Source organism: Microbulbifer maximicatervae (SeqCode), assembly GCF_052467305.1.
Genome location: NZ_CP174306.1, coordinates 21,807 through 45,675, shown reverse-complemented (window position 1 = coordinate 45,675; position 23,869 = coordinate 21,807). Strand labels below are relative to the sequence as shown.

Sequence of the window (23,869 nt, the reverse complement as noted above, 5' to 3'; positions counted from 1 at the left end):
ACCTCTCCCCCAACAACCCCTAATCTATCGTACCAATTTACCCACTATCACGGGGGATACCTCCCGTCGGCAGTATGACTTACCATTAGCTCACTTAAATAAGAAGAGAGTTGCCAATGGCTAACCAGTCTCAGTTTCATCTTCTCACTAGCCGCCGCTTTTTACCGTTCTTCAGCACCCAGTTCCTGGGCGCCTTCAATGACAATGTTTATAAAAATGCCCTAATTGTCATGATCGCCTTTCGCCTGGTGGAAAGTGAAGCGAACGCACTAATTAACCTGGCTGCTGGTTTGTTTATTCTTCCCTTTTTCTTATTTTCTGCCTCCGCCGGTCAGATCGCAGACAAATACGACAAGGGGAGGTTAATACGCTGGATTAAGCTAGGAGAGATCGGAATCGGTGCACTGGGTGTTTTCGCCCTTTTTAGCGGAAGCAACGCACTCTGTTTAACTGTGCTCTTTCTCCTGGGCATACAGTCCGCCTTTTTTGGCCCTGTGAAGTACGCGATTATCCCTCAACACTTGAAGCGTTCCGAACTGATAGGGGGCAATGCTCTGGTGGAAATGGGGACATTTGTGGCCATTTTGACGGGAACGATTGTCGGTAGCCTACTCGCAGGCCTCACAGGTCATGGGCAACAGGGAATCCTCTACTTAGGCCTGGTAATTATGGGTGCAGCTACCCTGGGATATCTGGCCAGCCGCTCAATCCCCGCAGCGCCAGCCCCCACACCCAATCTCAAAATAAACCCTAACCCCATTACTCAAACCCATAAAATACTCCGTGCCAGCGCGAATACTCCCTCAATTTTCTACTCCATTATTGGAATATCTTGGTTTTGGTTAATGGGGGCGGCCTATCTGACACAAATTCCCAGTTTTACCAAGAATGTCCTAGGTGGCAGTGAATCAGTGGTTACATTACTGCTGTGCAGTTTTACCATTGGTATTGCGATTGGGTCCTTAATCTGCGAGCGCCTCTCCAGTGGATTTATTGAACTTGGCCTGGTGCCTGTTGGTGCTGCTGGACTCACCATAAGTGGTATCGCCCTGGGCATTGTCGGGGGAAACTTTGCAGAACTCCATGAGCCCAGCTTTACCGCATTTCTAAGTACCGATGGTGCATACTCTCTTCTCAGTTGTCTGGTACTACTGGGGATGTTTGGGGGTCTTTACATCGTTCCTCTGTACACCATGATCCAGGATCGATCCGACCCGGCAATTCGTGCACAAATTATCTCCGTAAACAATATTTTGAACGCCCTCTTTATGGTGGCTTCGGCGCTACTTGGAATTCTGTTCCTCAATATGCTGGACGCGACCATACCGCAGTTCTTTCTTGTTATTGCACTTATGAATGCGGCTGTCGCCATTTTTGTGTTCGCCAAAGTGCCAGAATTTGCTATGCGCTTTTTGATCTGGGCCCTTTCCCACACCATGTACCGGGTAAAGCACCAAGGGCTTGAACAGATACCCACAGAGGGACCAGCCCTAATCGCTTGCAATCATGTAAGTTATGTCGACGCACTATTACTCGCCGGCGCTGTCCGCCGTCCTATCCGCTTTATTATGTACAAGCCCATTTATGAAATTCCAATTTTGCACTTCGTCTTCAAAACAGGCAGGGCAATTCCAATTTGCTCCAAGCAGAAAGACCCTGAAGGGTATGAACAGGCTTTTCAAGCCATTGAGGACGGGCTAAAGGATGGAGATCTTCTCTGCATATTCCCCGAAGGTCAGTTGACGAAAGACGGAGAACTACAGCCATTTAAAGCAGGCATAGAAAAAATTCTGGAGAGAACCCCTGTCCCTGTAATCCCTATGGCCCTCCAAGGTCTCTGGGGAAGCTTTTTCAGTCATAAAGGCGGTCATGCCTTCACTACATTGCCCAAGCGTTTTTGGTCGCGGGTGAGCGTCGTTGCCGGCAGGCCTGTCGAAGCAGCCGGTGCCAAGGCAGAGGCTCTATACCGCCAAGTGCTGGGCTTACGCGGAGAGAAACGCTAGCCCTCCTTATTCCCGACCAAATTAAAATATATGCCTGCCTCATTGGCAGGCATGTAGATTACTCACCCCTCTCGCCGCACCCACATTCCACCAGATATCATCCGTATCGCCTATTCTGAGAGCGGGACCCCCAATACCTTGCTGCTGGCAACAACACATATCACCTACCAGTTTCGGGTTGGTGAAAAATTCCTTTACTCCAGAATGGCAAAGGGACGAAGGCCTAACCATGGCTCAAAGCAATCAGTTCAAGCTTCTCGCCAGTCGCCGCTTTATGCCACTGTTTTTGTCCTTACTAAGTAGTGTTTTTAATGACAACTTATTCAAAAACTCACTACTCGTCTTACTCGCATTTCACTTAGCGAAGGCAGAGGCCAATACATTAATCAACCTTGCCAGCAGCCTGTATGTCGTTCCTTACTTCCTTTTTTCGCTAGCTGCGGGGCAGTTGGCAGATAAATATGAAAAAGGACGTGTGATAAGAATTATTAAAGCTGCAGAAATTCTCATCAGTTTGCTCGGCGCTATTGCCCTACTTACTAATGATCGAGTATTAAGTTTCATTGTGCTGATACTTTATGCCACTCACACAGCTTTCTTTAGCCCCGTCAGGTATGCCATTTTACCGCAACACCTTAAACCGTCCGAACTACTCGGGGGCAATGGCCTGGCCCAAGTCGCGTCCTTTGCTGGACTATTAGTTGGAACTATTGTCGGAACTTTACTCGCCGGCGATGTAGGCCAGGGAAAATCCGGGCTGCTTTACTTGAGTTTGGTGATGGTAGTTGTCGCTGTACTCAGCTATCTAATTAGTAGGGAAATTCCCTTCGCCGCCCCTTCAGACCCCGACCTGAATGTAGATTGGAACCCCCTAACTCAAACACTGAAAATCATGCGAGAGGTGGTTAAGACTCCAACTATATTTTACGCCATTATCGCCAATTCCTGGTTCTGGCTGTTTAGCACAGCATGTCTGACCCAGGTTCCCAGCTTTGTTAGGAATGTGTTGGGCGCCAGCGAACCTATCATCACCGTGCTTCTCTGTTGCCTGACGGTTGGTGTTGCCATAGGCTCACTAATGTGTGAAAGCCTGTCTCGTGGACGTGCCGAACTGGGCTTAGTAACAGTCGGGGGGCTGGGTATGACAATAGCTGCACTTTGGCTGGGAGTCCTATCTGGAAATTATCAAATGCTATCCAACGCGTCCCTCGTCCAGTTTTTACAGAGCGACGGAGGTTTTACTATCCTATTTATCACGAGTTTCATCGGCGTCGCTGGCGGAATATTTATAGTGCCGTTATACACAATCATCCAGGTCAGAACAGCAGAAAAAATTCGCGCACAAGTTATTTCTGTGAATAATGTATTCAATGCCGTATTTGTTGTTATTATCTCTTTTGCCATCATTGGACTTTTGGGTCCTGTTGGCATCGCGATTCCTCAGATATTCACTCTGCTGGCCGCACTAAATTTGGTAATGTTGATATTCTTACTTTTTCAAATGCCAGAGATGTTGTTCGATACTTTGGCGTGGCTAACCTACCATCTACCCAGGCGCACTCAATATCACAACTTGAAAAATCTTCCCGCCACAGGCCCCATCCTTATCTTAACGACTTACTCAAATGCTTTTACCCCGCTTATTATAAGCAGCTTAACCACAAGAAAAATCCGCTTTATCCCCAGCAACGCCCTAAACAAAAATCAATCAATTAAAAAAATTCTGAGTAAGAGCAACCGACTCTACGAACCCCATAAAGATGATACCCTAGAAAACAATTTAACATTGAACAAATATTTTACTCACTTAGAGCACAATGGGGATTTAATATGCTTCTTAATTGAAAAAGAATCTTCAACTAGTGCTATGAAGGAAATAAACCTGGTCAAGGAATCACTAAAAAACAATCCCATCTCCATAATACCAATTTTCATCAGAGGTGCTTTTGGCAGCAAACAAAGATTAAAAGCAGAAGTCAGAGTTGGAAAGTCAATATCAGCAAGCGACATAACCCCTCAATCGCTTCAAGCACTATTAAATCATCTGCAATTGACAAAAGACGATCATTAAACTAATAACGAATAGGGTGCCGCTACTTATAACAAATTAGATATATATTTACGTAATTTATAACCAAACACAAACAGACATCTCCGATAAACCAGCACCATCTGCTAGGATTGAATATAGAACTCATTAATTTGTTTGCATTCATTAAAAAACAGAAGCTTTTGTTGCAGTCTCGGTGCGCCATTTGAAAACGGTACCCTGTATAAAAAACACTCTTTCAGAATGATCATCCATCATATAAGTGGCAACTGTTCATGACTCAGAACAGTCAATTTAAACTGCTTACCAAACGTCGCTTTCTCCCGCTGTTTATCACTCACGTATTTGAAATGCTGGATGATAAATTCTATAAAAATGCCCTCATCGTTTTATTGGTCTATCAACTAGCCGCTACAGAAGCAAACACTCTAGTCAATATCGCTTCAAGCCTATACATATTTCCTTTTTTTTTGCTCTCCGCATCTGCGGGCCAAATAGCAGATAAATATGATAAAGGCTCCATAATACGTATCCTAAAGGTCTGTGAAATTATTTTCGCCATTATCGGTGTCACTGCGCTATTTACCAAAAACTATACTTTGGGGTTAGCGGCCATTCTTCTATATGGTATTCACGCCACATTCTATAGCGCAACAAAATACGCCTTACTTCCCCAGCATTTACATCGTGACGAGCTACTCAGTGGCAATGCTTTAGTCCAAATGGGTTCCTTTAGCGGGACACTAATAGGAACTATTATTGGAATCCTCCTGATTGGAATGACTGGCCCAGGCCAATATGGCCTATATTATATAGCGCTCGCATTAATTGGTTTTGCCTTTCTAGGATTACTAGCAAGCTTTGCTATTCCTCCTGCGCCACCACCAACACCAGGCCTGAAGGTTAATTGGAATCCAATATCTCACACTCTAAAAGTTTTGCATCTAACCACACAAACACCTGCCGTTTTTTACTCCATATTAGCCGTCGCTTGGTTTTGGATGCTAACCACCGCCTACCTGGCCCAGGTCCCTAGCTTTACTAAAAATATCCTCAAGGGTGATGAGCAAGTTATTACCCTATTACTTTGCAGCCTGACGGTTGGTACAGCAGCGGGTTCCCTGCTATGCAGCAGCTTATCTAAGGGGCGTATTGAACTAGGCATTGTTCCTATAGGTGCCATCGGAGTAACAGCCTCAGGCTTAGCTCTTGGATATCTTGCAGCTAATTTTGATGCCACTGCCAATGCTACAGTCCATCAGTTTATTCTCAATACCAATTCCTACCCTATTTTGATCGCTATCGCATTATTCGGAATTTTTGGGGGCATTTTTTCAGTCCCTCTATACGCCGTAATCCAAGACCGAGCCACGGAAACCATCCGAGGGCAGGTAATTTCAATTAGCAACGTTGTCAACGCATTCTTTATGGCAGTTGCCGCCCTCTTCGACATTTTCATTCTCGACTTTATTCATATCGGAATTCCTGAATTTTTCGTAATAGTCGCACTAATGAATATTGTTATTGTGACAATCATTTTTTCACGAGAACCCGAACTTGCAACGCGAATGTTGCTATGGGTTCCCACCCATACCCTTTGCCACATCAGTTTGGATGGCCTGGATAAAATTCCCACTAAAGGGCCGGCATTAATCATCAGTAATCATGTTAGCTATTTAGATCCTCTACTGCTCGCCGATGCCGTACAGCGCCCCATTCGCTTCATCACTCATCAGTCGATCTACCAAATGCCAATGCTCCACTTTCTATTTCGCACTAATGCAGCCATTCCCATTCCCCTTAAAGGTGATGATCCAAAAAGTCGAGAAACTGCCCTACAGGCCATAGAGGACGGGCTGAAAAAAGGAGAAATAATGTGTATCTTCCCCGAAGGCAAAATCACACTCGACGGCAACCTTCAACCCTTTTTAAAAGACGTCGAGGAAATTCTTGAGCGAACTACAGTTCCGGTCATTCCAATAGCTCTTCAAGGACTTTGGGGAAGTATTTTCAGCCCACAGGACACGAGGCTTCCCAAAAAACAAAAGCGTCGATTTTTCCCCAAGGTCAATATCATCGCAGGAGAACCGATCGACGGCAGCAATGCAAAAAGAGAAAACTTGAGAAGAAAGATTGCAGAACTCAGAGGCGACCAATTGTAAGAGCACAACAGCCCAAACAATAATGTGATGGGAGCCAGAAGAAGAAATAGGGTACCCACAGAGTTGCGGGTACCCGAAGGCCATTTAGGCCGCTTTAGCGGAACTAGAATCTGAGCGGCTGCCTTTCAGTAGCAACCACAGAGCGACAACCAGTATTGCCCCTTGAATACCAACACCTTGCCAAGTCGGGTAGATACCCAACCAGTCAAAGCTGAGATTTACCGGCAGCGGGGAAATCGCAATCCATGCCGCTTCTTGCAGTGCCGCGACTGCCTTGCCCGCAAGAACAAATGACAACGCCAACAGTAAATAGGTCGTCATGGAGAAGAACTTGCCTATAGGCAAGCGAGCAGAGAAGCGCACAAAGGCAACGCCCAACACAACCAGCAATATCGCACCGGCAGCGAGGCCACCCCATAGGGCGCTGTACTGACTGGAAGCTGTTTGCACCAATAGGGCCTGGTAGAACAGGATGGTTTCAAAAATTTCGCGGTACACAGCGACAAATGCGAGACCGGCGATGCCCCACAGGGCGCCAGCGCTAAGGCTGCGGTTGATGCTGTTCTGGATATATTGCTGCCACTGATTCGCCTGGGTCTTACTGTGCATCCAGAAACCCACATAGAAGAGCACAACTGCGGCCAGAAACGCTGCGACCCCTTCCATAACTTCCCGGCTGGCGCCACTGATGGAAACCAAACTCTGTGCGGCAACCCAAGTAACAACACCTGCGACCGCGGCGCTGATCCAACCGAAGTGAACAAATTTCAACGCATCGCGACGACCGGTTTTTACCAGGATCGTTGTCAGTGCAATCACAACCAGCAGCGCCTCGAGACCTTCGCGCAGAAGAATCACCAAGCTGGCAATAAATAGTGCACCCGCAGAGAGAGTTGTCTCCTGCATTAAAGATTCGGCGCGCCCCAGTTGCTCAAGAATTACCTGTACCTGAGCCCTGACTTGATCGGGGTTACTATCGGCATTCAGCTGACTGCGCAGCCCGAGCAGCTCCCGTTCAGTGGCTTTACGCAGATCGGCGTCGAGGGAATCCAGAGAACTCTCCGCCATCTCAAAACCGTCCAGGTAGGCACTAATAGCCAGGGTGCGAGCGTGATCGTAGTTACCTTCCTGGTAGGCCACCAGGGACTTTTCCAGTTGCGCACGGGCTATCTCAATCGGCTGGGTGCCGAGGCTCTCCTCACCAGCAAAGAAGGGTGTGGGGTCGGCACGCAGGGAAGCAACTGCCGCGCCGGACAGTTCCGGGCGATCACTGTGCAGCACATTGGGGCTGTACATCACGATATCCTGCAAGCTCGGCTCAGCGCCTTCGCCCTCCCCCACTTCACCTTGGAAAGCCAGGCCGCCAACATAAAATGCCAGGGACCAGCGCTGCTGCTCATTCAGGTTTTTGAAGGCGGTCATTGCAGTGCCATCGATACCGTTACTGATAGCATCGTAAAGGCCCAGCAGGGAGCGATTTTCAGCGCGCTCCAACTCGTAGAAGTTTGTAGGCGCCGGCTCCAACTGTGCCGCTAGGGGGCCATCCCCTTTACCCTCGATACCATGGCAGGTAACACACTGCGCCTGGTAGATAGCGCGACTCTCATCCACATTCAGCAATGCAGTGGGCAAAGATAGCGCGGGGGCGATAGACAGTAGCCCCTGACGCAACTTGGCGGTATGTGCTTGCACTTCCTGCACACTGGCCTTGCGAAGAATCGCCGCTTGCAGCGCATCCGCCTCGGTGCGGATCATCGCCGCTTCGGGCGACTCTTGCAGTTGTGCGCCGCGATCGACCAGTACCGAGGCGAACTCCTGCATCTCTGCAAACTCATCGTCACTAATGATCTCCCCATCTGCCACCGCTTCCGGATAATCCACACCGATGTACTCTGCCATCTGCATCAGCTGGCGCAATTCCTGCTCTGATAGACCGGAGGCCTGGGCTTGGATGGGTAGAACCGTAATGGCCAGTAGCGCCACTAGCAGGCGGGCCAAGTGTAAGGTGAGGCGCATGGAGAATCCTTTACTGTTATTGCAAAAGGGTTTTATCAATCTGGCGCATAATATAATTGGTAATCATTCTCACAATAAAGCCTGCAAAAGGGCTACTCCCAAATAAAGCGGTTGCAAAAAAGATTGTGCACAACTAAATTTAGCAAAATACAAACCGTCGAGGCTCTCCCTATGACCGATCTCTACTCAATTCCCGTGCAAACCGCTGATGGGCAAAAGACCACTCTTGTCGATTACAAAGACAAGGTGGTGCTAGTTGTTAACACGGCCAGTAAGTGTGGCTTCACCAAGCAATACGCGGGCCTGGAGGATTTATATAAAAAATACAAAGACCGTGGATTTACCGTCCTGGGCTTTCCCTGCAATCAATTTGGCAAGCAGGAACCCGGTAGCGATGAGGAAATTCAGGAGTTTTGTGAACTGAACTTCGGAGTCAGCTTCCCCGTCTACGCCAAGCTGGACGTCAATGGCGATGAAGCTCACCCGCTCTTTGTGGAACTCAAGAAACGTGCGCCGGGCCTATTGGGAACCGAGGGCATTAAGTGGAATTTCACTAAGTTCTTGATCGGTAAGAATGGCGAGAATGTTAAACGCTACGCGCCAAAGGATGCACCGGCATCCCTGGAGACAGAAATCGAGCGTATGCTCTGATGGTTGTCTGTGATGACGATTCCGGCGAGCTGGCACTGAACCGCCAGCTATGTTTTGCCCTCTACGCCGCATCCCGAGCCATGACCCGCGCCTACCAGCCGATGCTAAAGGAATTGGGGATCACCTATCCGCAATATTTGGTTTTAATGGTTCTGTGGGAGTGGGCCAACACCAAGGCGCCATCGGAAGAAGAGCAGAGCGTCAGTGCACTGGGGCAGAGGCTGATGCTGGATTCCGGCACCTTGACCCCGCTGCTTAAGCGGATGGAGCAAAACGGCCTGGTCAAGCGTCGCCGCAGCAATCTGGATGAACGGATTACCCTGATCACTGTGACAGAGGAAGGCCTTACCCTTAAACCAAGAGCCAGAGAGTGGGTGACAGCACAGCTGGACAACAGCCGTATCAGCCGCAGCGAGGTAGAGCAACTACACGGAGACTTGTGGCAGTTTCTGCATAAATTGACCGATACCACCCCTTAATAGCAGACCCCATTGAAACCCTCAGTGGGGCAGCCCTTCAAAAACAGGATATAAACACTAAAAAACAGCCCCGAACGAAAAAAATATAACAAAAACAGAAAATAATACGCCAATATTAGGATATGCATTGACCTTCCGGTTGATTCCGCTTCATAATGCCCTGAATCCGACCTAATGCGGAAACTGTTGTATATGAAGACTCCATTTATCACTCAGCGCCAGTCTTTTCTTGCCCTAGCTTTCTCGCTACGACTGCCCCTGCGCGGCATATAATTTTTCTCCCCCCCACCCCCAACAGAATTCCAAACTTTATTTGAGCGATGCATAGACAGCGGCAAGGCCCCCTGTTTAGCCTCAAAGCAAATAAGGAGAACAAACGAAAATGAGCACTAAAAAAGATAAGTTAGTCATTTTTGATACCACTCTGCGCGATGGTGAGCAGAGCCCTGGCGCCTCTATGACGAGAGAGGAAAAAATTCGTATCGCCCGCATGCTCGAGAGAATGCGTGTCGATGTCATTGAGGCTGGATTCGCGATTGCCAGTCCCGGGGACTTCGAGTCGGTCAAGGCCGTCGCTGAAGCCGTTAGCGAATCACGGGTTTGCAGCCTTGCCCGAGCGGTCAATGCCGATATCGTGCGCGCTGGCGAAGCCCTGAAAAATGCTAACGCCTCGCGTATCCACACATTTATTGCCACTTCTCCAATCCATATGAAATACAAGCTGCAAATGGAACCGAAAGCGGTGTTGCAGCAGGCAGTGAAAGCGGTTCAAACAGCGCGCAACTTTACCGACGATGTGGAATTCTCCCTTGAGGATGGCAGCCGCTCCGAGCCGGAATTTATGTATCGCATCATCGAAGCGGTTATTGCAGCAGGAGCCGGCACTATCAATATTCCCGACACCGTTGGTTACGGAGAGCCGGAAGAATATGGGGCTATGTTCCGCCGCGTTATCGAAAACGTTCCCAACTCCGACAAAGCCATCTTTTCGACCCACTGTCACAACGACCTGGGCCTCGCCGTTGCCAACTCCCTGTCGGCTGTGATGAACGGTGTGCGCCAAGTGGAATGCACCATCAATGGCTTGGGAGAGCGCGCCGGTAATGCCTCCCTGGAAGAAATCGTTATGGCAGTACAAACCCGCCAGGATCTCTACCCGGTAGAAACAGGGCTGGATACCAGCCATATCGTGCCCACTTCGAGAATGGTGTCGTCGATTACCGGCTTCCCGGTACAGCCCAACAAGGCCATTGTCGGCGCTAATGCCTTTGCCCATGAGTCCGGCATTCACCAGGACGGTGTTCTGAAACACCGCGAGACCTACGAAATCATGCGCGCAGAAGATGTCGGCTGGGGTCAAAACCGCCTGGTTCTCGGTAAACACTCCGGCCGGGCTGCCGTCCGCGCCCGCTACGAAGAGCTGGGGGTAGATTTCGCCGATACCGAAGAATTCCAGCAGGTATTTGCCCGCTTTAAAGACCTCGCCGACAAGAAACATGAGATCTTTGACGAAGATTTGCACTCTCTGGTGAGCGGAGGCGAGTCACCGGTAGAGCGATTCCAACTGAGTGACCTGGATGTGCGCACCAAAATCGGCTCAGCCCCCCAGGCCTTTGTCAGCCTCACCATTGACGGAGAGCCCCGACAGACTGAAGCCAGCGGTGGCGGCCCAGTAGATGCCACCTTCAAAGCTATTGAACAGCTGGTAAACAGCGGCGCCGACTTAAAACTTTATTCTGTAAATGCGGTCACCCAAGGAACAGACTCCCAAGGGTCCGTTACAGTGCGCCTGGAAAAGGACGGCCGCCTGGTCAACGGCGTTGGCGCAGATACAGATATCCTGATTGCCTCAGCACAAGCCTATATGGATGCGTTAAACTTGCTCGCCAGCAGTGAGAGTAAGAAACAGGGCGTATAAGTGAACGAGCTTCAGCGAGCGGAATATTTATCAGTACTTGGAGTTCCAAGCTATGTGCCCCGATTCGTATTGCCGCTCGCACCCGATCCTCGCCAGGCCGAACTGCCTCCCGCCGAAGAAGCTGCTGGGACTCAGCAGCCTCCGGTTGCAAGTGGAATAGCTCAAAACCCACTGCCCCACTCAGCAGATCAGATAATCACCCAGCCGGTGCAAAGTCCGGAGCGCAACGCCCGTGTGCTAGATGAAATAAGCGCTCTCACCGGCCAGACAAAACGCCCACAAGAGACGGTGGCAGTGACACCAGCTCCTGTTGCCCCCCCCCAGCACAGTGTTAAACCTTTTGTTTTGAACTGCTGGCGTATTGGGGAGGAACTCCTGGCCGTGGACAGCCACGAGCCCGGTGCAGCTCTTCCCCTGGAAGCCCTGTTCAACAATATTCTCCGCGCCTTGCATTGGCACCAGCTCCCCCGGCAACAGGAGCGCCTGCAATGGCCTTTAACAGAAAATCGCTTTGGTCCTGCCGAAGACGCCTCACAGGCTCGCGATACATTCTCCAGCTGGTTGGAGGCCTCTTATTCCCGTATGCCGGTTAAATCCATCTGGCTGATGGGCAGTGAAGCTCAAGACTTTTGCACTCCAATCCCATTGGAAAGCCAGGTTGTCGAATGGCAGAAGGCCCGCTTAATTAGTATGCCCAGCCTCTCGCAACTACTGCGAGCCCCCGAACTAAAACGCCCCCTGTGGAATCTGTTGCGCACTAGTTACCCGACTGAAACCCGCGCAGAATGACCTATTTAAATTACACTGAGCTACAGTTGCGCTCCGCCCTTGCCGACGACTGTGCATCTCTGGCCCAGCTGGCAAAAAGTGCCCACAGTCATCCGTGGAGTGAAGCCCAATACCAGCAGAGTCTCAGCGCCGGCCACTACTGCTGGGTCCTGATCCAAGGCGATGACATTATCGCCTGTTGCGTGATCAGTAGCCTGTTTGACCAGGCAGAGATCCTGGACATTGCCGTATCGCCAGCGCGACGCCGACAGGGCCTCGCTGAGGCACTGCTGAACAGCGTGAAAACGGAATTACCCAGCGAAGTTGAGCGAATTTTGCTCGAGGTGCGGGTATCCAATCTCGCTGCGCGCTCCCTCTATCGCAAACTGGGTTTCTCTGAAGACGGGATACGCAAAAATTATTACCCCGCGCAAAACGGCATGCGCGAGGACGCTGTACTCATGAGTCTCGCTCTGAATGACACTCAGTCGTAGAATGAGCCTCTCATTCGTAGAATGAGCCTCTCATTCGGAATTCCCGCCTTACCGACAAGGCCTTGAACGGCAGGCAACCACTCCTGCTCTGTAACACTATTCCCGACTTCCCAACCCCCTCGTTGGATTGACAAGAGTTATACATGTCTCTATCAAAAAGCAGCCCATCACTGCTGGAAGGCTCAGTTTCCAGTCACTTACAGAGACTGGCACTACCCATGGTCTGGGGAATTCTCGCCGCCATGTCCTTTAATATCGCCGATACCTATTTTGTCTCCCAGCTGGGCGATGGCCCCCTGGCAGCGATGAGTTTTACCTTTCCGGTAGTGATGGCCATAAACAGCTTTGCTATCGGTCTCGGCGCAGGTACCTCTTCGGCTGTGGCCCGGGTTTACGGCGCTGGAGATATAAAGAACGTTCGCCGCCTGGTAACTGACGCATCTGTACTGGCACTGCTGATTGCTATTGTGATTACTGTAATCGGCCTGGCCACCATGCGCCCTCTATTTGAGCTGCTGGGCGCCGGCCCCGATATGCTTCCGCTTATTGCCGATTACATGATCCCCTGGTATCTGGGAACCATCTTTGTCATTGTCCCGACCGTCGCGCTCGCCGCTCTTCGCGCCATTGGTAACAGCGCGGTAACCGGCCGTATTATGGTGGCGGTAGCCCTGCTGAACCTGATTCTCGACCCCATTTTGATTTTTGGGCTTTTCGGCTTTCCCCGGCTTGAGCTCCAGGGAGCAGCTATCGCTACGATTATCGTGCGCGCCCTGAGCTTTATTGCTGCACTCTACTTCATCATCAAAAAAGAACACCTAATGACAGCCCCACAATGGCGGCTGAGCGGCCTACTCGAATCCTGGCGCAAAGTGTTAGCTGTCGGGCTTCCCGCTGTGCTCACCAATGTCATTATTCCCGTATCGGGAGGTGTTGTCGTTGCACTCGTTGCCGTGCACGGCGAAGATGCCGTCGCGGGCCTGGGAGTCGCACTCCGGGTAGAACCCCTGGCACTCATTGTGTTTTACGCACTTTCCTCTGTGGTCGGCCCCTTTATGGGACAGAATGCCGGGGCGGAAAAAACCGATCGCCTGCGGGAAACCGTGAGCGTACTGGCAAGGTTCTGCCTGGTATTTGGAGCGGGACTGGCGGTGCTTCTCTACTTTGTTGCAGAACCTATCGTAAGTCTGTTCAGTGATTCCACCGAGGTTCTCGCTGTCGCTGTTGCCTACCTGACCCTGGTGCCTCTCAGCTATGCCGGCTACGGGTTTGTGATGTCTGCCAATGCCGCATTCAATGGACTCGGAAAACCGCTGCCTGCAACTGTTATTTCTTTCCTGCGGGTACTGGGCCTCTACCTACCCCTGGCCTGGATTGGAAACAGCCTGTGGGGCATGACCGGCCTGTTTGTCGCTACAGCAGCATCCAACCTGATTCTCGGCTTTGTTTCCTGGTGGTGGCTGCGCCGCGATACGCACCAGCGCACAGCAGAGACAACATCCAGCCCCGAGCTGTCAACCAACTGATCAATCTATGGGCCGAATCACTCCTGATTGGGCCCATATCTATCCCCCCCTAAAAACACAACACAAGGAAATCAGTGCCTTAACGGGCAGCGTACACATTACTTACCATTTTTGCCGATAACTTCAAATTCCTCCAAACCCCGGCAGACAGCAGCATAGCCCGCCTTCTTCTCTTACTGCGAAACATGGATGGTGATTCGATGAGGCTTCAGGAGATTTCCCCCCTTCAAACCCGCACCCTATTAATCAACGCACTGACAATACTTCTGGTCTGTGCACCTTTAACAGGGTGCGACAATGACGATTCAGATCCACCCCCATCAGATGACGATACTGGCGATGACAGCAGCCCCTGGGTGCTAAATATCGACGATGAACGGGCGCCTTACATCTACGAAAGCAATAGTAATGAGCAGGTCCTGGTCAATGTACAAAGCATCGAAACCGTCACTGTCGACGGCAGGGAATACACTCAAGTCACTGCATCCGGCATCCCGGATTATGAAATTGAAGTCACCACCGCTATCTACGACGAGCTAATCAATCGCCCCAAGGCGAGCACCGACTTTGTCTACGGCAGCCCCACGGTACAAATTGGCGATATCGTGAGTTTTGGTCAGGATATCGGCTTTAGCAGCAATCCACATACCTGCTACGCCGAAGCGGGTTTTGGATTCTGGCCGCCGGGCCCTGTCTGCCCAGAAAATGTTTCCCACAACAGCTATTTTCCAACTGAGCCAGAGGTCTCAGAAGAAGCTTGTGAAAGTGGACTCGGACCACAGGGCTATTGGGTCAACGGCACCTCTATCTACCAGTGGAGCGATGGACAGTCCGTGAATGGTACCTGGCATACTCTGGCACCGGTCGCTGAGATGTACGATGTTGATATCTGTGGTGGACACGCTGCTCGGGGAGACTATCACCACCACTTCTACAGCGATTGCCTGGCCGACTTGGTTGGAGACACTGGAGATAGCCACTCCCCCGTCTACGGGTTTACCGCTGATGGCTATCCCATTTATGGCCCTTGGGAGGCCGATGGTGTACTTGTAGTAAGTAGCTGGGTCACTAGAGACTATGACGATGCCGACTCTACCAGCGGCTGCGGGATTGCCGGTGAGCGCAGTTGTTTACTGGTAGATGAATACGATTTATCACAGGGCACAAATACACTTGCCCAATCCGGCCCCAGTACCAGCGATACTTTTACGTCCCTATCAGGCAACCTTTTTCAAACCACCAGCGGTTTTTTTTACGAAGACTATTACTGGGACTCCAATTTGACCAATCAGGAGGGCGCTTATCTGGATCAATACAATGGGCACAGTGACAGCGAGCATGGTTATCACTACCACCTAACGGTAGAGCTGAATGATGAAGGGCAGCTGACACCATCATTCCCCTATACTTTTGGGCCCCGCTTTTACGGCAAACTCGATGACCAGACAATTGTGAATGTTTGCTCCGATGAAGTCGGCGGAGGTTTTCCCCCTGGCCCACCGCCCATGTAGCTAGGCCAGCAGAAAACAGCTTACCTATATCACCTATAAATCATTGATAAAGCCCCACGCCAGCCTGGAACCGGTCAAAGCTTCCAGACTGGCGACTCTCCCAAATACAGTCTCAGAATCCAGGCCTCTGCTTTCAGTAGCTGGCTTCACTAGATACAGCCAGCCAACTACTAGGGAGCCTCTGAATAACTCCGTGATACCTCTGGCATGCAGAGCGGTTCACAATCAAGGCGCGGCTTCGCAGGAATGTCTAGACCTTTCAAGAAGTCGCAACGCGGAGTGTGAATCGCTCTGCAAGCCCCGAAGGGCGGGCCTTGAAGGCCACAGCTGCTGCGTTGCAGCTCTTGCCAAGGGCTACGGCCATTCGCGGCGAGCTGCGCCTAACATCTGCAGCCTTCAAGACCCGCAGAGGCATTACGGAGTTATTCAGAGGCTCCCTAGACCTTTTAGTCAAAAAAATATCGAAAGAATAATATTTTATTTAAATTAAATACAAAGAAAGTCATTAACGAGATAAGTAATTTTCCAGCAAATAACTTTTTAACTGTTGATGCCAAAAGAAAAGCTATCCTTTTGAACTTACGCCCAAACTAGGCAGAAATAGAGAGCCAATTTAACCCTTTGCAAATTAGGTTAATATTTATCCACATTTTCTCCACTTTTATCCGCTAATTTCTGGATTAACCCCCATCTAATTCACGGTGTGCTATGAAATTAACGGAAATTTTTGACACGGACCGAAAGTCCATTTTGCCTTATGTAATATCTCTGGTATTGCTTTCAGGCGTACTCCAGGCATGCGGTGGAGGCGGCAGCTCTTCATCTGATTCAGATTCGTCATCTGAAGATACTAGCGACAGCGGCTCAGATTCCGGTGACGATAATGACGATGACGATTCATCAGATGATAGTGACAGCTCAGACTCGAGCACCGATAGCGGGGTTTGGATTCTAAATACTGATGATGAGCGCGCACCCTATATCTATGAAAGTAACAGCAATGAACAAGTACTAGTAAATGTTCAGAGCGTTGAATCTGAAACTGTCGACGGTAAAGAATACACTGTTGTATCAGCAACTGGCATTCCAAATTACACTATCGAAATTACGCAAACTGTTCTCGATGCACTCCTGGAACGTCCAAAAGCATCCTCTGACTTTTTAACCGGCAGCCCCTATGTCAGCGTTGGCGATATTGTCAGTTTTGGGCAGGACATTGGATATAAAAGTAATTCGTCCTGTGGTGCAGAAGCTGGTTATGGCTTTTGGCCACCGGGGCCTGTCTGTCCTGAAAATGTTTCCCATGTTGGCTATTTTCCCGTTGAACCTGAACCTGCAACTGACAGTTGTGAAACTGGTTTAGGGGTACAGGGCTACTGGGTAAATGGAACCTCTATTTATCAATGGAGTGACGGGATGAGTGTTGATAATACATGGCATACACTCGCCCCCCTAGCTGAAGTCTACGACGTTGATATTTGCGGTGGTCACGCAGCAAACGGTGATTATCACCACCATTTTTACAGTGAATGCCTCGCAGAGATGGTCGGCGATATTGGTGACGACCACTCTCCAATTTATGGCTACACCGCCGACGGCTATGCAATTTATGGCCCTTGGGAAAGTGAGGGTGAATTAGCGGAAAGTAGTTGGGCTGTTCGAGATTATGATGATGCCTCATCCGAAAGCGGTTGTGGTGTCGCCGGCGAGCGCAGCTGCTTATTAATCGATGAATATGATATTTCCCAAGGCGTGGAAACTACTTCTAATACTGGCCCAACTACAAGTGATTCATATACCTCCGCGTCCGGAAATGAATTTGAAACAGCTGCTGGTTTTTTCTACGAAGATTATTATTGGGACGAAGAACTTACAGCTCAAGGTGGAGTCTATTTAGATCAGTACAATGGCCATTCGGATGATGAGCGAGGATACCATTATCATCTTACCGTCACTGTCGATAGCGATGGACAATTAATCCCCGCCTTTCCCTTCACTTTTGGACCGCGCTTTTACGGAAAATTGGATGACCAAACTGTTGTCAGCCGATGCTCAACAACCGTGGGGCGGTAACCAATAAAGATAAATTGAGGTAACCTTCTCGTGAAAATTAACGGGTACTTTCTTGCCGGCTCATTAGCCTGGCTAACTGCAGCCAGTGTTGTGGCTCAACCTAATCCCAACTCTGGGCATAACAACGATCAACGTTCGGTTAGGGAAGTACCTGTTCGCAATAGCAATGGAAGAAACTGGCAAAACAACAACTCGATAAATTCAGAAAACACTAGAAATAACACTGCAGATTCCTCCAGCGACTCAAACAGCAATACAGTTGAAGAGGAAAGTCCAACAGATACTACGGTAGATAATCCAACAGAAACAACTACCGACGAAACAAGCAATACATCGAATAATAACGAGGACACTTCTTCGGACGTTAACGAAGAGAATTCCGACTCCTCAGATAATTCGACAATTTCAGGTAACGAGGAAAGCTCGGTAACAGAGAGCTCCGGTACTACCTGGATTATCAATTCAACTAACGAGCGCGCCCCCTATATTTACGAAAGTAACAGTAATCAGCAGGTTCTGGTTAATGTGCAAAGTGTTGAATCTGTAACCGTTGCCGGAAAAGAATATACCCGCGTATCTGCTACCGGTATCCCGGACTACCAGATTGAATTAACCCAGGAAATACTAGACGCACTCATCAGCCGTCCAAAAGCCTCTACAGACTTCGTCAATGGCTACCCCTTGGTACAAACTGGTGAGATTGTTAGCTTCGGCCAGGACATCGGCTATCGCAGTAATTCCAGCTGCGGCTCAGAAGCCGGTTATGGCTTCTGGCCCCCAGGTCCCGTGTGCCCCGAAAACGTCGACCATGTAGGCTATATTCCTGCTGAGCCTGAGGCATCCACTGACAGCTGTGAGACTGGGCTCGGTGTACAGGGTTACTGGGTAAATGGAACCTCAATTTACCAGTGGAGTGACGGACAGTCAGTAAATAACACTTGGCATACCCTGGCTCCCATGGCAGAAGTCTATGACGTAGATATCTGTGGCGGCCATGCAGCTAACGGCGATTACCACCATCACTTTTACAGTAATTGCCTGGCTGAAATTGCCGGGGACACCGCCGATGGCCACTCCCCTATCTACGGTTATACCGCCGATGGCTACGCAATTTACGGTCCATGGGAAAGCACAGGTGTGCTAGCTAAAAGCAGCTGGGCAATACGGGATTACGACGATCCCCGTTCAGACACCGGCTGTGGCGTTGCCGGGCAACGCAGCTGTCTGCTAGTCGATGAATATGATATTGATCGCGGCGTATCCAATACAAATAACACCGGCCCCACTACCAGCGGTAGCTACACCTCTCAATCCGGAAACGAATTTGAAACTCCGGCAGGTTTTTTCTACGAGGATTATTACTGGGATGAAAACCTTACAGCACAAGGTGGCGAATACTTGGATCAATTCAATGGACACACTGACAGTGAAAGAGGTTATCACTACCACCTGACAGTTACGCAGGATAACAATGGCCAACTAATTCCAGCTTTCCCATTTACCTTCGGCCCGCGCTTTGCCGGCAAGCTGGATGACCAAACTATCGTCAATCGCTGCTCAACCACCGTTGGCCGCTAACTCATATTCAAGCTTGGGAGTAAGAGTTAAATGAAAATGCACAGGTTCTTTATCGCTGGGTCTTTGGCCTGGATTGTTTCAGCCTCTATGACCGCGTATGCGGCACAGCCAAATCCTCACGCGGGCCACAATGGCGATCAGCATCCGGTGATAGAGATACCTCTGCATGTTGCCGCTCCCAGAATCGAACTGGACATGAGCCGCGACGATATGTCCGGCTATAATCTACATATTGACTACGATCGGTTTGAGCTGGAATCCCCTCGCTTTGCCAATGACGATTCTGAGCAGTTTCTGGAGGGGCACGCCCACCTTTACATCAATGGGGAAAAAATCCAACGTCTTTACGGCTCGGATTTACATATTCCCGGAAAATTACTAAAACCCGGTTTTAACCAAGTCACCGTGACTCTCAATGCACACGACCACAGCACTTGGAGCCGCGGTGGAAAGCGAATACTGGCAACCTTATTTGTTCACCTCGATAAGAAAGAGCTGGTATTACACCGCTTTTCAACATCACCTATCGGGGGCAACAAACAAATAGCCAAAGTCAGCCGACCTGATAATTAGTTTAAGACCTGGAATTTTTCAAAGAGAGAATTGGAGCTAACACCCCAAAAAATATTTAATTAATAGCCGGCCCACTAATTAAAGGCTACTTAGGCTATTTACAATAAAGCAATAAGATGTTTTTGCCTGACTCACGGAGTATCTCTTTTGAACGCAGTGCACAAATCTGAAAAAAATTAAGACGATAAAGAGGATATAAAATGTAGCTAGCAGGCCATCCACATTTCATTCACTTTTGTGCGCTAGGTTCGGGGAGCAACTCCTCCATATGCCACGGTGTGATATGAAAATAATTAAAATTTTTGACCGGAATGGCCAGCCTACACTCTCTTATACACTAGCGTTGATAATATCTCTCGGAGTTCTTCAGGGATGCGATAGTGGCTCTTCCTCAGATGAGGATGGTGATGATTCTTCTGAGACCTCCTCTGAAGAGTCAGATTCCAGCACTGATACTGGTGTCTGGATTATGAATACTGATGACGAACGCGCGCCTTACATTTATGAAAGTAACAGCAATGAGCAGGTTCTGGTCAACGTCCAGAGCGTAGCATCAGAAACCGTAGATGGCCGGGAATACACCGTTGTCTCAGCAACCGGTGTTCCCGACTACGAGATTGAAATTACTCAAAGTATTCTAGACGGACTACTTGAACGTCCATTAGCCTCCTCTGATTTCGAAACCGGCAGCCCCACTGTCAGCGTTGGAGATATTGTCAGCTTTGGGCAGGATATTGGCTATACAGGTATTGGCACCTGTGATGTAGATGCCGGCTATGGATTTTGGCCACCAGGGCTCGTTTGCCCAGAGAATGTCTCTCATGTCGGATACATCCCTGTCGAACCCGAGCCCGCAACGGAGGAGTGCACAACGGGGCTCGGCGTACAGGGCTACTGGGTAAATGGCGTCTCTATTTATGATTGGGGTGATGGTCAATCAGTGGATGGCACCTGGCAAACCCTGGCACCGGTTGCTGAGGTCTACGATGTGGATATCTGTGGTGGACACGCCGCAAACGGAGATTACCACCATCACTTTTATAGCGATTGCCTAGCCGATCTTGTTGGCGATATAGGTGACGACCACTCCCCTATCTACGGCTATACCGCCGACGGCTATGCAATCTATGGCCCCTGGCAGAGTGAAGGAGAACTCGCAGAAAGCAGCTGGGCTGTACGAGATTATGACGACCCCAGCTCCGAGAGCGGTTGCGGCGTAGCAGGCGAGAGAAGCTGTCTCTTGGTGGATGAATACGACCTCTCCCAAGGAGTCGAAACAACATCGAATACCGGCCCCACGACAAGTGGCTCTTATACCTCCCTGTCAGGCAATGAGTTCACTACAGCGGCGGGCTTTTTCTACGAGGACTATTACTGGGACGAAGACCTGACTAATGAAGGCGGAGTATATTTGGACCAGCATAACGGTCACTCAGATGACGAAAGGGGATACCATTACCATCTGACTGTCACTGTCGATGATGATGGTGAGCTTGTCCCCGCCTTCCCATATACTTTTGGCCCCCGCTTTTACGGCAAGCTAGATGATCAAACTATTGTCAATGAGTGCTCAACACAGTAGTTCAGCGGTGCACTAACATTGAAGGCCAAGCCACTTTCCTAATACGCCGGAAATCTCCCTGGAGTCGCAGTAAGTGTAAGCTTTGCGGTCCCTTGTTTTTGCGGGGACCGACACTCCAGGTAATGGAAGTAACTGGAGCAATAGCACCCGATAGACTAAAAGCACTGGTAACCAGAAGTATTCACAACAACAGCAGTTTGAATGAAGTATGTTGCCCCATCGCCAAACCTGGGAGTGAGACAATAATGAAAATTCTTCGAGCCGTTCTAATCGGGTCTTTTATCTGGGGAATGACCAACCTTGCTACAGCACAGCCAGACTCTCACACAGGCCATAACGGCGACCAACACCCAGTAGTCGAGATCCCTTTACACAATGCTGCACCGCGCATCGAACTGGACATTAGTCGCGATAAAATGTCCGGATATAACCTACATATAGACTACGACCGGTTCGAATTAGAATCCCCTCGCCACGCCAATGATGCCTCAAAGCAATATCTGGAAGGTCATGCCCATCTCTATATCAACGGTAAGAAAATACAGCGAATCTATGGTCCAGACTTACACCTTCCCGACAAGCTGTTTAAATCGGGCTTCAACCAAATTACTGTCACTCTTAACGCCCATGACCACAGTACCTGGAGCCGGGGAGGGAAGAGAATTCTTGCAACTCTATTTATCCGGCTCGATAAGCCCGATCTGATATTGCATCGTTTTTCTACATCTCCAATAAAGCCGGGAGTAAGCACGGGCAAACCTGGATAACAATAGAAGTAACTACCAGTAGGGACTCAATCTCTCCTACCGACTCAGGGCATGGAGGCCCCAAGAGCAGCTTTGGATAACCAAGCTAAGCTTATTGGCACTTAGCTTGGGCTCTTATCGTGAGACTCTCGAAGTGTTAAAAGATTGCTCTGATATTTACAGTAAGTGTAGGCTTGATCTTCTGAGCCGCGTTTCCTCAGTGGAAACAGAGTAAAATGCACCTGAGCTCACTGTGAACACAGGCTACTGAAATCCAAGCTACCGGCTATGTCGTTAAATATTCGCTATAAACTAAGCCTCGCTTTCTTATTGACTACAGCAATTACTGTTGGCGGAATGTTCGTATTCTTTCAGTGGAGCTTTAAGCATGGCTTTATGACCTATATCCAGTCTCAGGAGCTTCGCGAGGTCGGCGATTTGGTAGATGAGTTACAAGAAATCTACGCCAGCGAAGGGAGCTGGCAATCTATCGACGGCAATAGCAGGCGCTGGCAAAGACTCCACAGACGCGTGATGTCCAGTCACTTTGAGGATATGCCACCCCCACATCGTCCACCTCCGGGTACGAGGGGCCCCCGCCGCCCGCCTGAGCCCCCACCTGAACACGCAGTGGGCAAGTCGCTTAATGCCCGCCTGGTCCTGTTGAACAAAGAGAAAAGACCTCTGATAGGTCGTTATTCAGGATCTGAGAACATGGTAATGCAGCCTCTGGTTGTGGACGGAGAAACCGTTGGTTACCTGGCTATCAATCCACTACCCGTGTTAGATGATGATTTGGCCGTAGGATTTGTTAAAGAGCAATCGCGGACTTTCGCTCTTATCTCTGTTGCCACCTTCATTCTGGCACTGGCCATTGCCATCCCCCTTGCTTGGCAGCTGGTAAGGCCCATCCGTAAGCTGACCGAAGCGACATCCCATCTTACATCCGGCAACTTCAAAACCCGTATTGATATAGAGCAGCGAGATGAGCTGGGCCAATTAAGTGCTGACTTTAATCGGCTCGCCGCAACGCTGGAAGCAAATGAACATGCCCGAAACCGATGGATGGCAGATATTTCGCATGAGCTGCGCACACCTCTCGCAGTATTAAAAGGGCAGATTGAAGCCATTCAAGACGGTATCAGATCAGCCACACCAGAGAACCTGCGCATACTGCACAGCAAAATTCAACAATTGAGCCGCCTGATAGATGATCTCTATGAGTTGTCTCTCTCCGACGCGGGGGCACTAAGTTACTGCAAGTCCGACATCTCCCTGGAAAATATCCTACGAAGTGTTATCGAAGACTTTGAGATTCCATTCGACCAGAAAGGTATTCACTTAAACAGTGACCTTCAACTATCGGAAGATAAGTTAGTCTACGCAGATGAAGCACGCCTCAATCAGTTATTTAGCAACCTGTTAACCAACAGCCTGCGCTACACCGATAGTGGGGGACAACTCAAAGTAACTGCGCGCTGTGAAGCCCGAACAGCCATTATCACTTTCGCCGACTCCGCCCCCGGTGTTGCCAGTGCTGATATACCACACCTGTTCGAGCGCCTGTATAGGGCAGATAGTTCACGCAGCCGGGAAACCGGCGGTGCGGGTTTGGGGCTGTCAATTTGCCAAAATATTGTTACAGCACACGAGGGTAGCATTTCTGCAACTCCGTCCACTATGGGCGGCCTTGAAATAAGTATTTTTTTACCCCTAAGCCAAAGGATTAAATGGTAGGA

General features: G+C 49.6%; 17 protein-coding genes. 16 read left to right on the top strand and 1 reads right to left on the bottom strand.

All coding sequences use genetic code 11. The annotated features are described in order from the left end of the window. The first annotated feature begins 116 nt into the window (after positions 1-116). The 3 genes from ACJJI4_RS00200 to ACJJI4_RS00190 all read left to right on the top strand — a co-directional run bounded on the left by ACJJI4_RS00200 (position 117) and on the right by ACJJI4_RS00190 (position 6,215). Positions 117-2,003, top strand: a complete 1,887-nt coding sequence (locus tag ACJJI4_RS00200; RefSeq protein WP_444926650.1) for an MFS transporter — start codon at positions 117-119, stop codon at positions 2,001-2,003. 181 nt (positions 2,004-2,184) lie between these two features. Beyond that, positions 2,185-4,074, top strand: coding sequence for an MFS transporter (locus tag ACJJI4_RS00195; RefSeq protein WP_444926649.1), 1,890 nt, complete (start codon positions 2,185-2,187; stop codon positions 4,072-4,074). 254 nt (positions 4,075-4,328) lie between these two features. Further along, positions 4,329-6,215, top strand: a complete 1,887-nt coding sequence (locus ACJJI4_RS00190; RefSeq protein WP_444914787.1) for an MFS transporter — start codon at positions 4,329-4,331, stop codon at positions 6,213-6,215. Between the two features lie 84 nt (positions 6,216-6,299). Here the strand turns inward: ACJJI4_RS00190 and ACJJI4_RS00185 are convergent, their stop codons facing one another. Then, positions 6,300-8,231, bottom strand: coding sequence for a cytochrome c/FTR1 family iron permease (locus ACJJI4_RS00185; RefSeq protein WP_444926648.1), 1,932 nt, complete (start codon positions 8,229-8,231; stop codon positions 6,300-6,302). A 171-nt stretch (positions 8,232-8,402) separates the two neighbouring features. Between ACJJI4_RS00185 and ACJJI4_RS00180 the strand changes: the two genes are divergently transcribed. The 13 genes from ACJJI4_RS00180 (at position 8,403) to ACJJI4_RS00120 (ending at position 23,867) form a co-directional block, all read left to right on the top strand. After that, a complete protein-coding gene (locus ACJJI4_RS00180) occupies positions 8,403-8,882 on the top strand; it encodes a glutathione peroxidase (RefSeq protein ID WP_444918965.1) in 480 nt (159 codons plus the stop codon). Beyond that, a complete protein-coding gene (locus ACJJI4_RS00175; RefSeq protein ID WP_444918964.1) occupies positions 8,882-9,361 on the top strand; it encodes a MarR family winged helix-turn-helix transcriptional regulator in 480 nt (159 codons plus the stop codon). The genes ACJJI4_RS00180 and ACJJI4_RS00175 overlap by 1 nt, the downstream gene beginning before the upstream one ends. 382 nt (positions 9,362-9,743) lie before the next feature. Further along, a complete protein-coding gene (locus ACJJI4_RS00170; protein WP_444926647.1) occupies positions 9,744-11,279 on the top strand; it encodes a 2-isopropylmalate synthase in 1,536 nt (511 codons plus the stop codon). Further along, positions 11,280-12,068, top strand: coding sequence for a uracil-DNA glycosylase family protein (locus ACJJI4_RS00165; RefSeq protein ID WP_444912095.1), 789 nt, complete (start codon positions 11,280-11,282; stop codon positions 12,066-12,068). Continuing rightward, a complete protein-coding gene (rimI, locus tag ACJJI4_RS00160; RefSeq protein ID WP_413664343.1) occupies positions 12,065-12,541 on the top strand; it encodes a ribosomal protein S18-alanine N-acetyltransferase in 477 nt (158 codons plus the stop codon). The genes ACJJI4_RS00165 and rimI overlap by 4 nt, the downstream gene beginning before the upstream one ends. Positions 12,542-12,684: 143 nt before the next feature. Continuing rightward, positions 12,685-14,067 (top strand): MATE family efflux transporter, encoded by a 1,383-nt coding sequence (locus tag ACJJI4_RS00155; RefSeq protein ID WP_444926646.1) that lies wholly within the window; start codon positions 12,685-12,687, stop codon positions 14,065-14,067. A gap of 200 nt (positions 14,068-14,267) precedes the next feature. After that, a complete protein-coding gene (locus tag ACJJI4_RS00150; protein ID WP_444926645.1) occupies positions 14,268-15,578 on the top strand; it encodes a YHYH protein in 1,311 nt (436 codons plus the stop codon). 708 nt (positions 15,579-16,286) lie between these two features. After that, entirely contained in the window at positions 16,287-17,651 is a 1,365-nt protein-coding gene (locus ACJJI4_RS00145) for a YHYH protein (protein ID WP_444895229.1), read from the top strand. Between the two features lie 30 nt (positions 17,652-17,681). After that, positions 17,682-19,229 carry a YHYH protein gene (locus tag ACJJI4_RS00140; protein WP_444926644.1) on the top strand — a complete coding sequence of 516 codons (1,548 nt, stop codon included), beginning with the start codon at positions 17,682-17,684 and terminating at the stop codon, positions 19,227-19,229. A 30-nt stretch (positions 19,230-19,259) separates the two neighbouring features. Then, the gene (locus tag ACJJI4_RS00135) at positions 19,260-19,802 is read left to right on the top strand and encodes a hypothetical protein (RefSeq protein ID WP_444895231.1); all 543 of its coding nucleotides are present in this window, start codon (positions 19,260-19,262) and stop codon (positions 19,800-19,802) included. A gap of 283 nt (positions 19,803-20,085) precedes the next feature. Then, positions 20,086-21,384, top strand: coding sequence for a YHYH protein (locus ACJJI4_RS00130; RefSeq protein ID WP_444926643.1), 1,299 nt, complete (start codon positions 20,086-20,088; stop codon positions 21,382-21,384). 245 nt (positions 21,385-21,629) lie between these two features. Continuing rightward, positions 21,630-22,151 (top strand): hypothetical protein, encoded by a 522-nt coding sequence (locus tag ACJJI4_RS00125; protein WP_444926642.1) that lies wholly within the window; start codon positions 21,630-21,632, stop codon positions 22,149-22,151. A gap of 267 nt (positions 22,152-22,418) precedes the next feature. Then, positions 22,419-23,867: an ATP-binding protein gene (locus ACJJI4_RS00120; RefSeq protein WP_444926641.1), complete on the top strand. Its 1,449-nt coding sequence runs from the start codon at positions 22,419-22,421 to the stop codon at positions 23,865-23,867. The last annotated feature ends 2 nt before the right edge of the window (positions 23,868-23,869 follow it).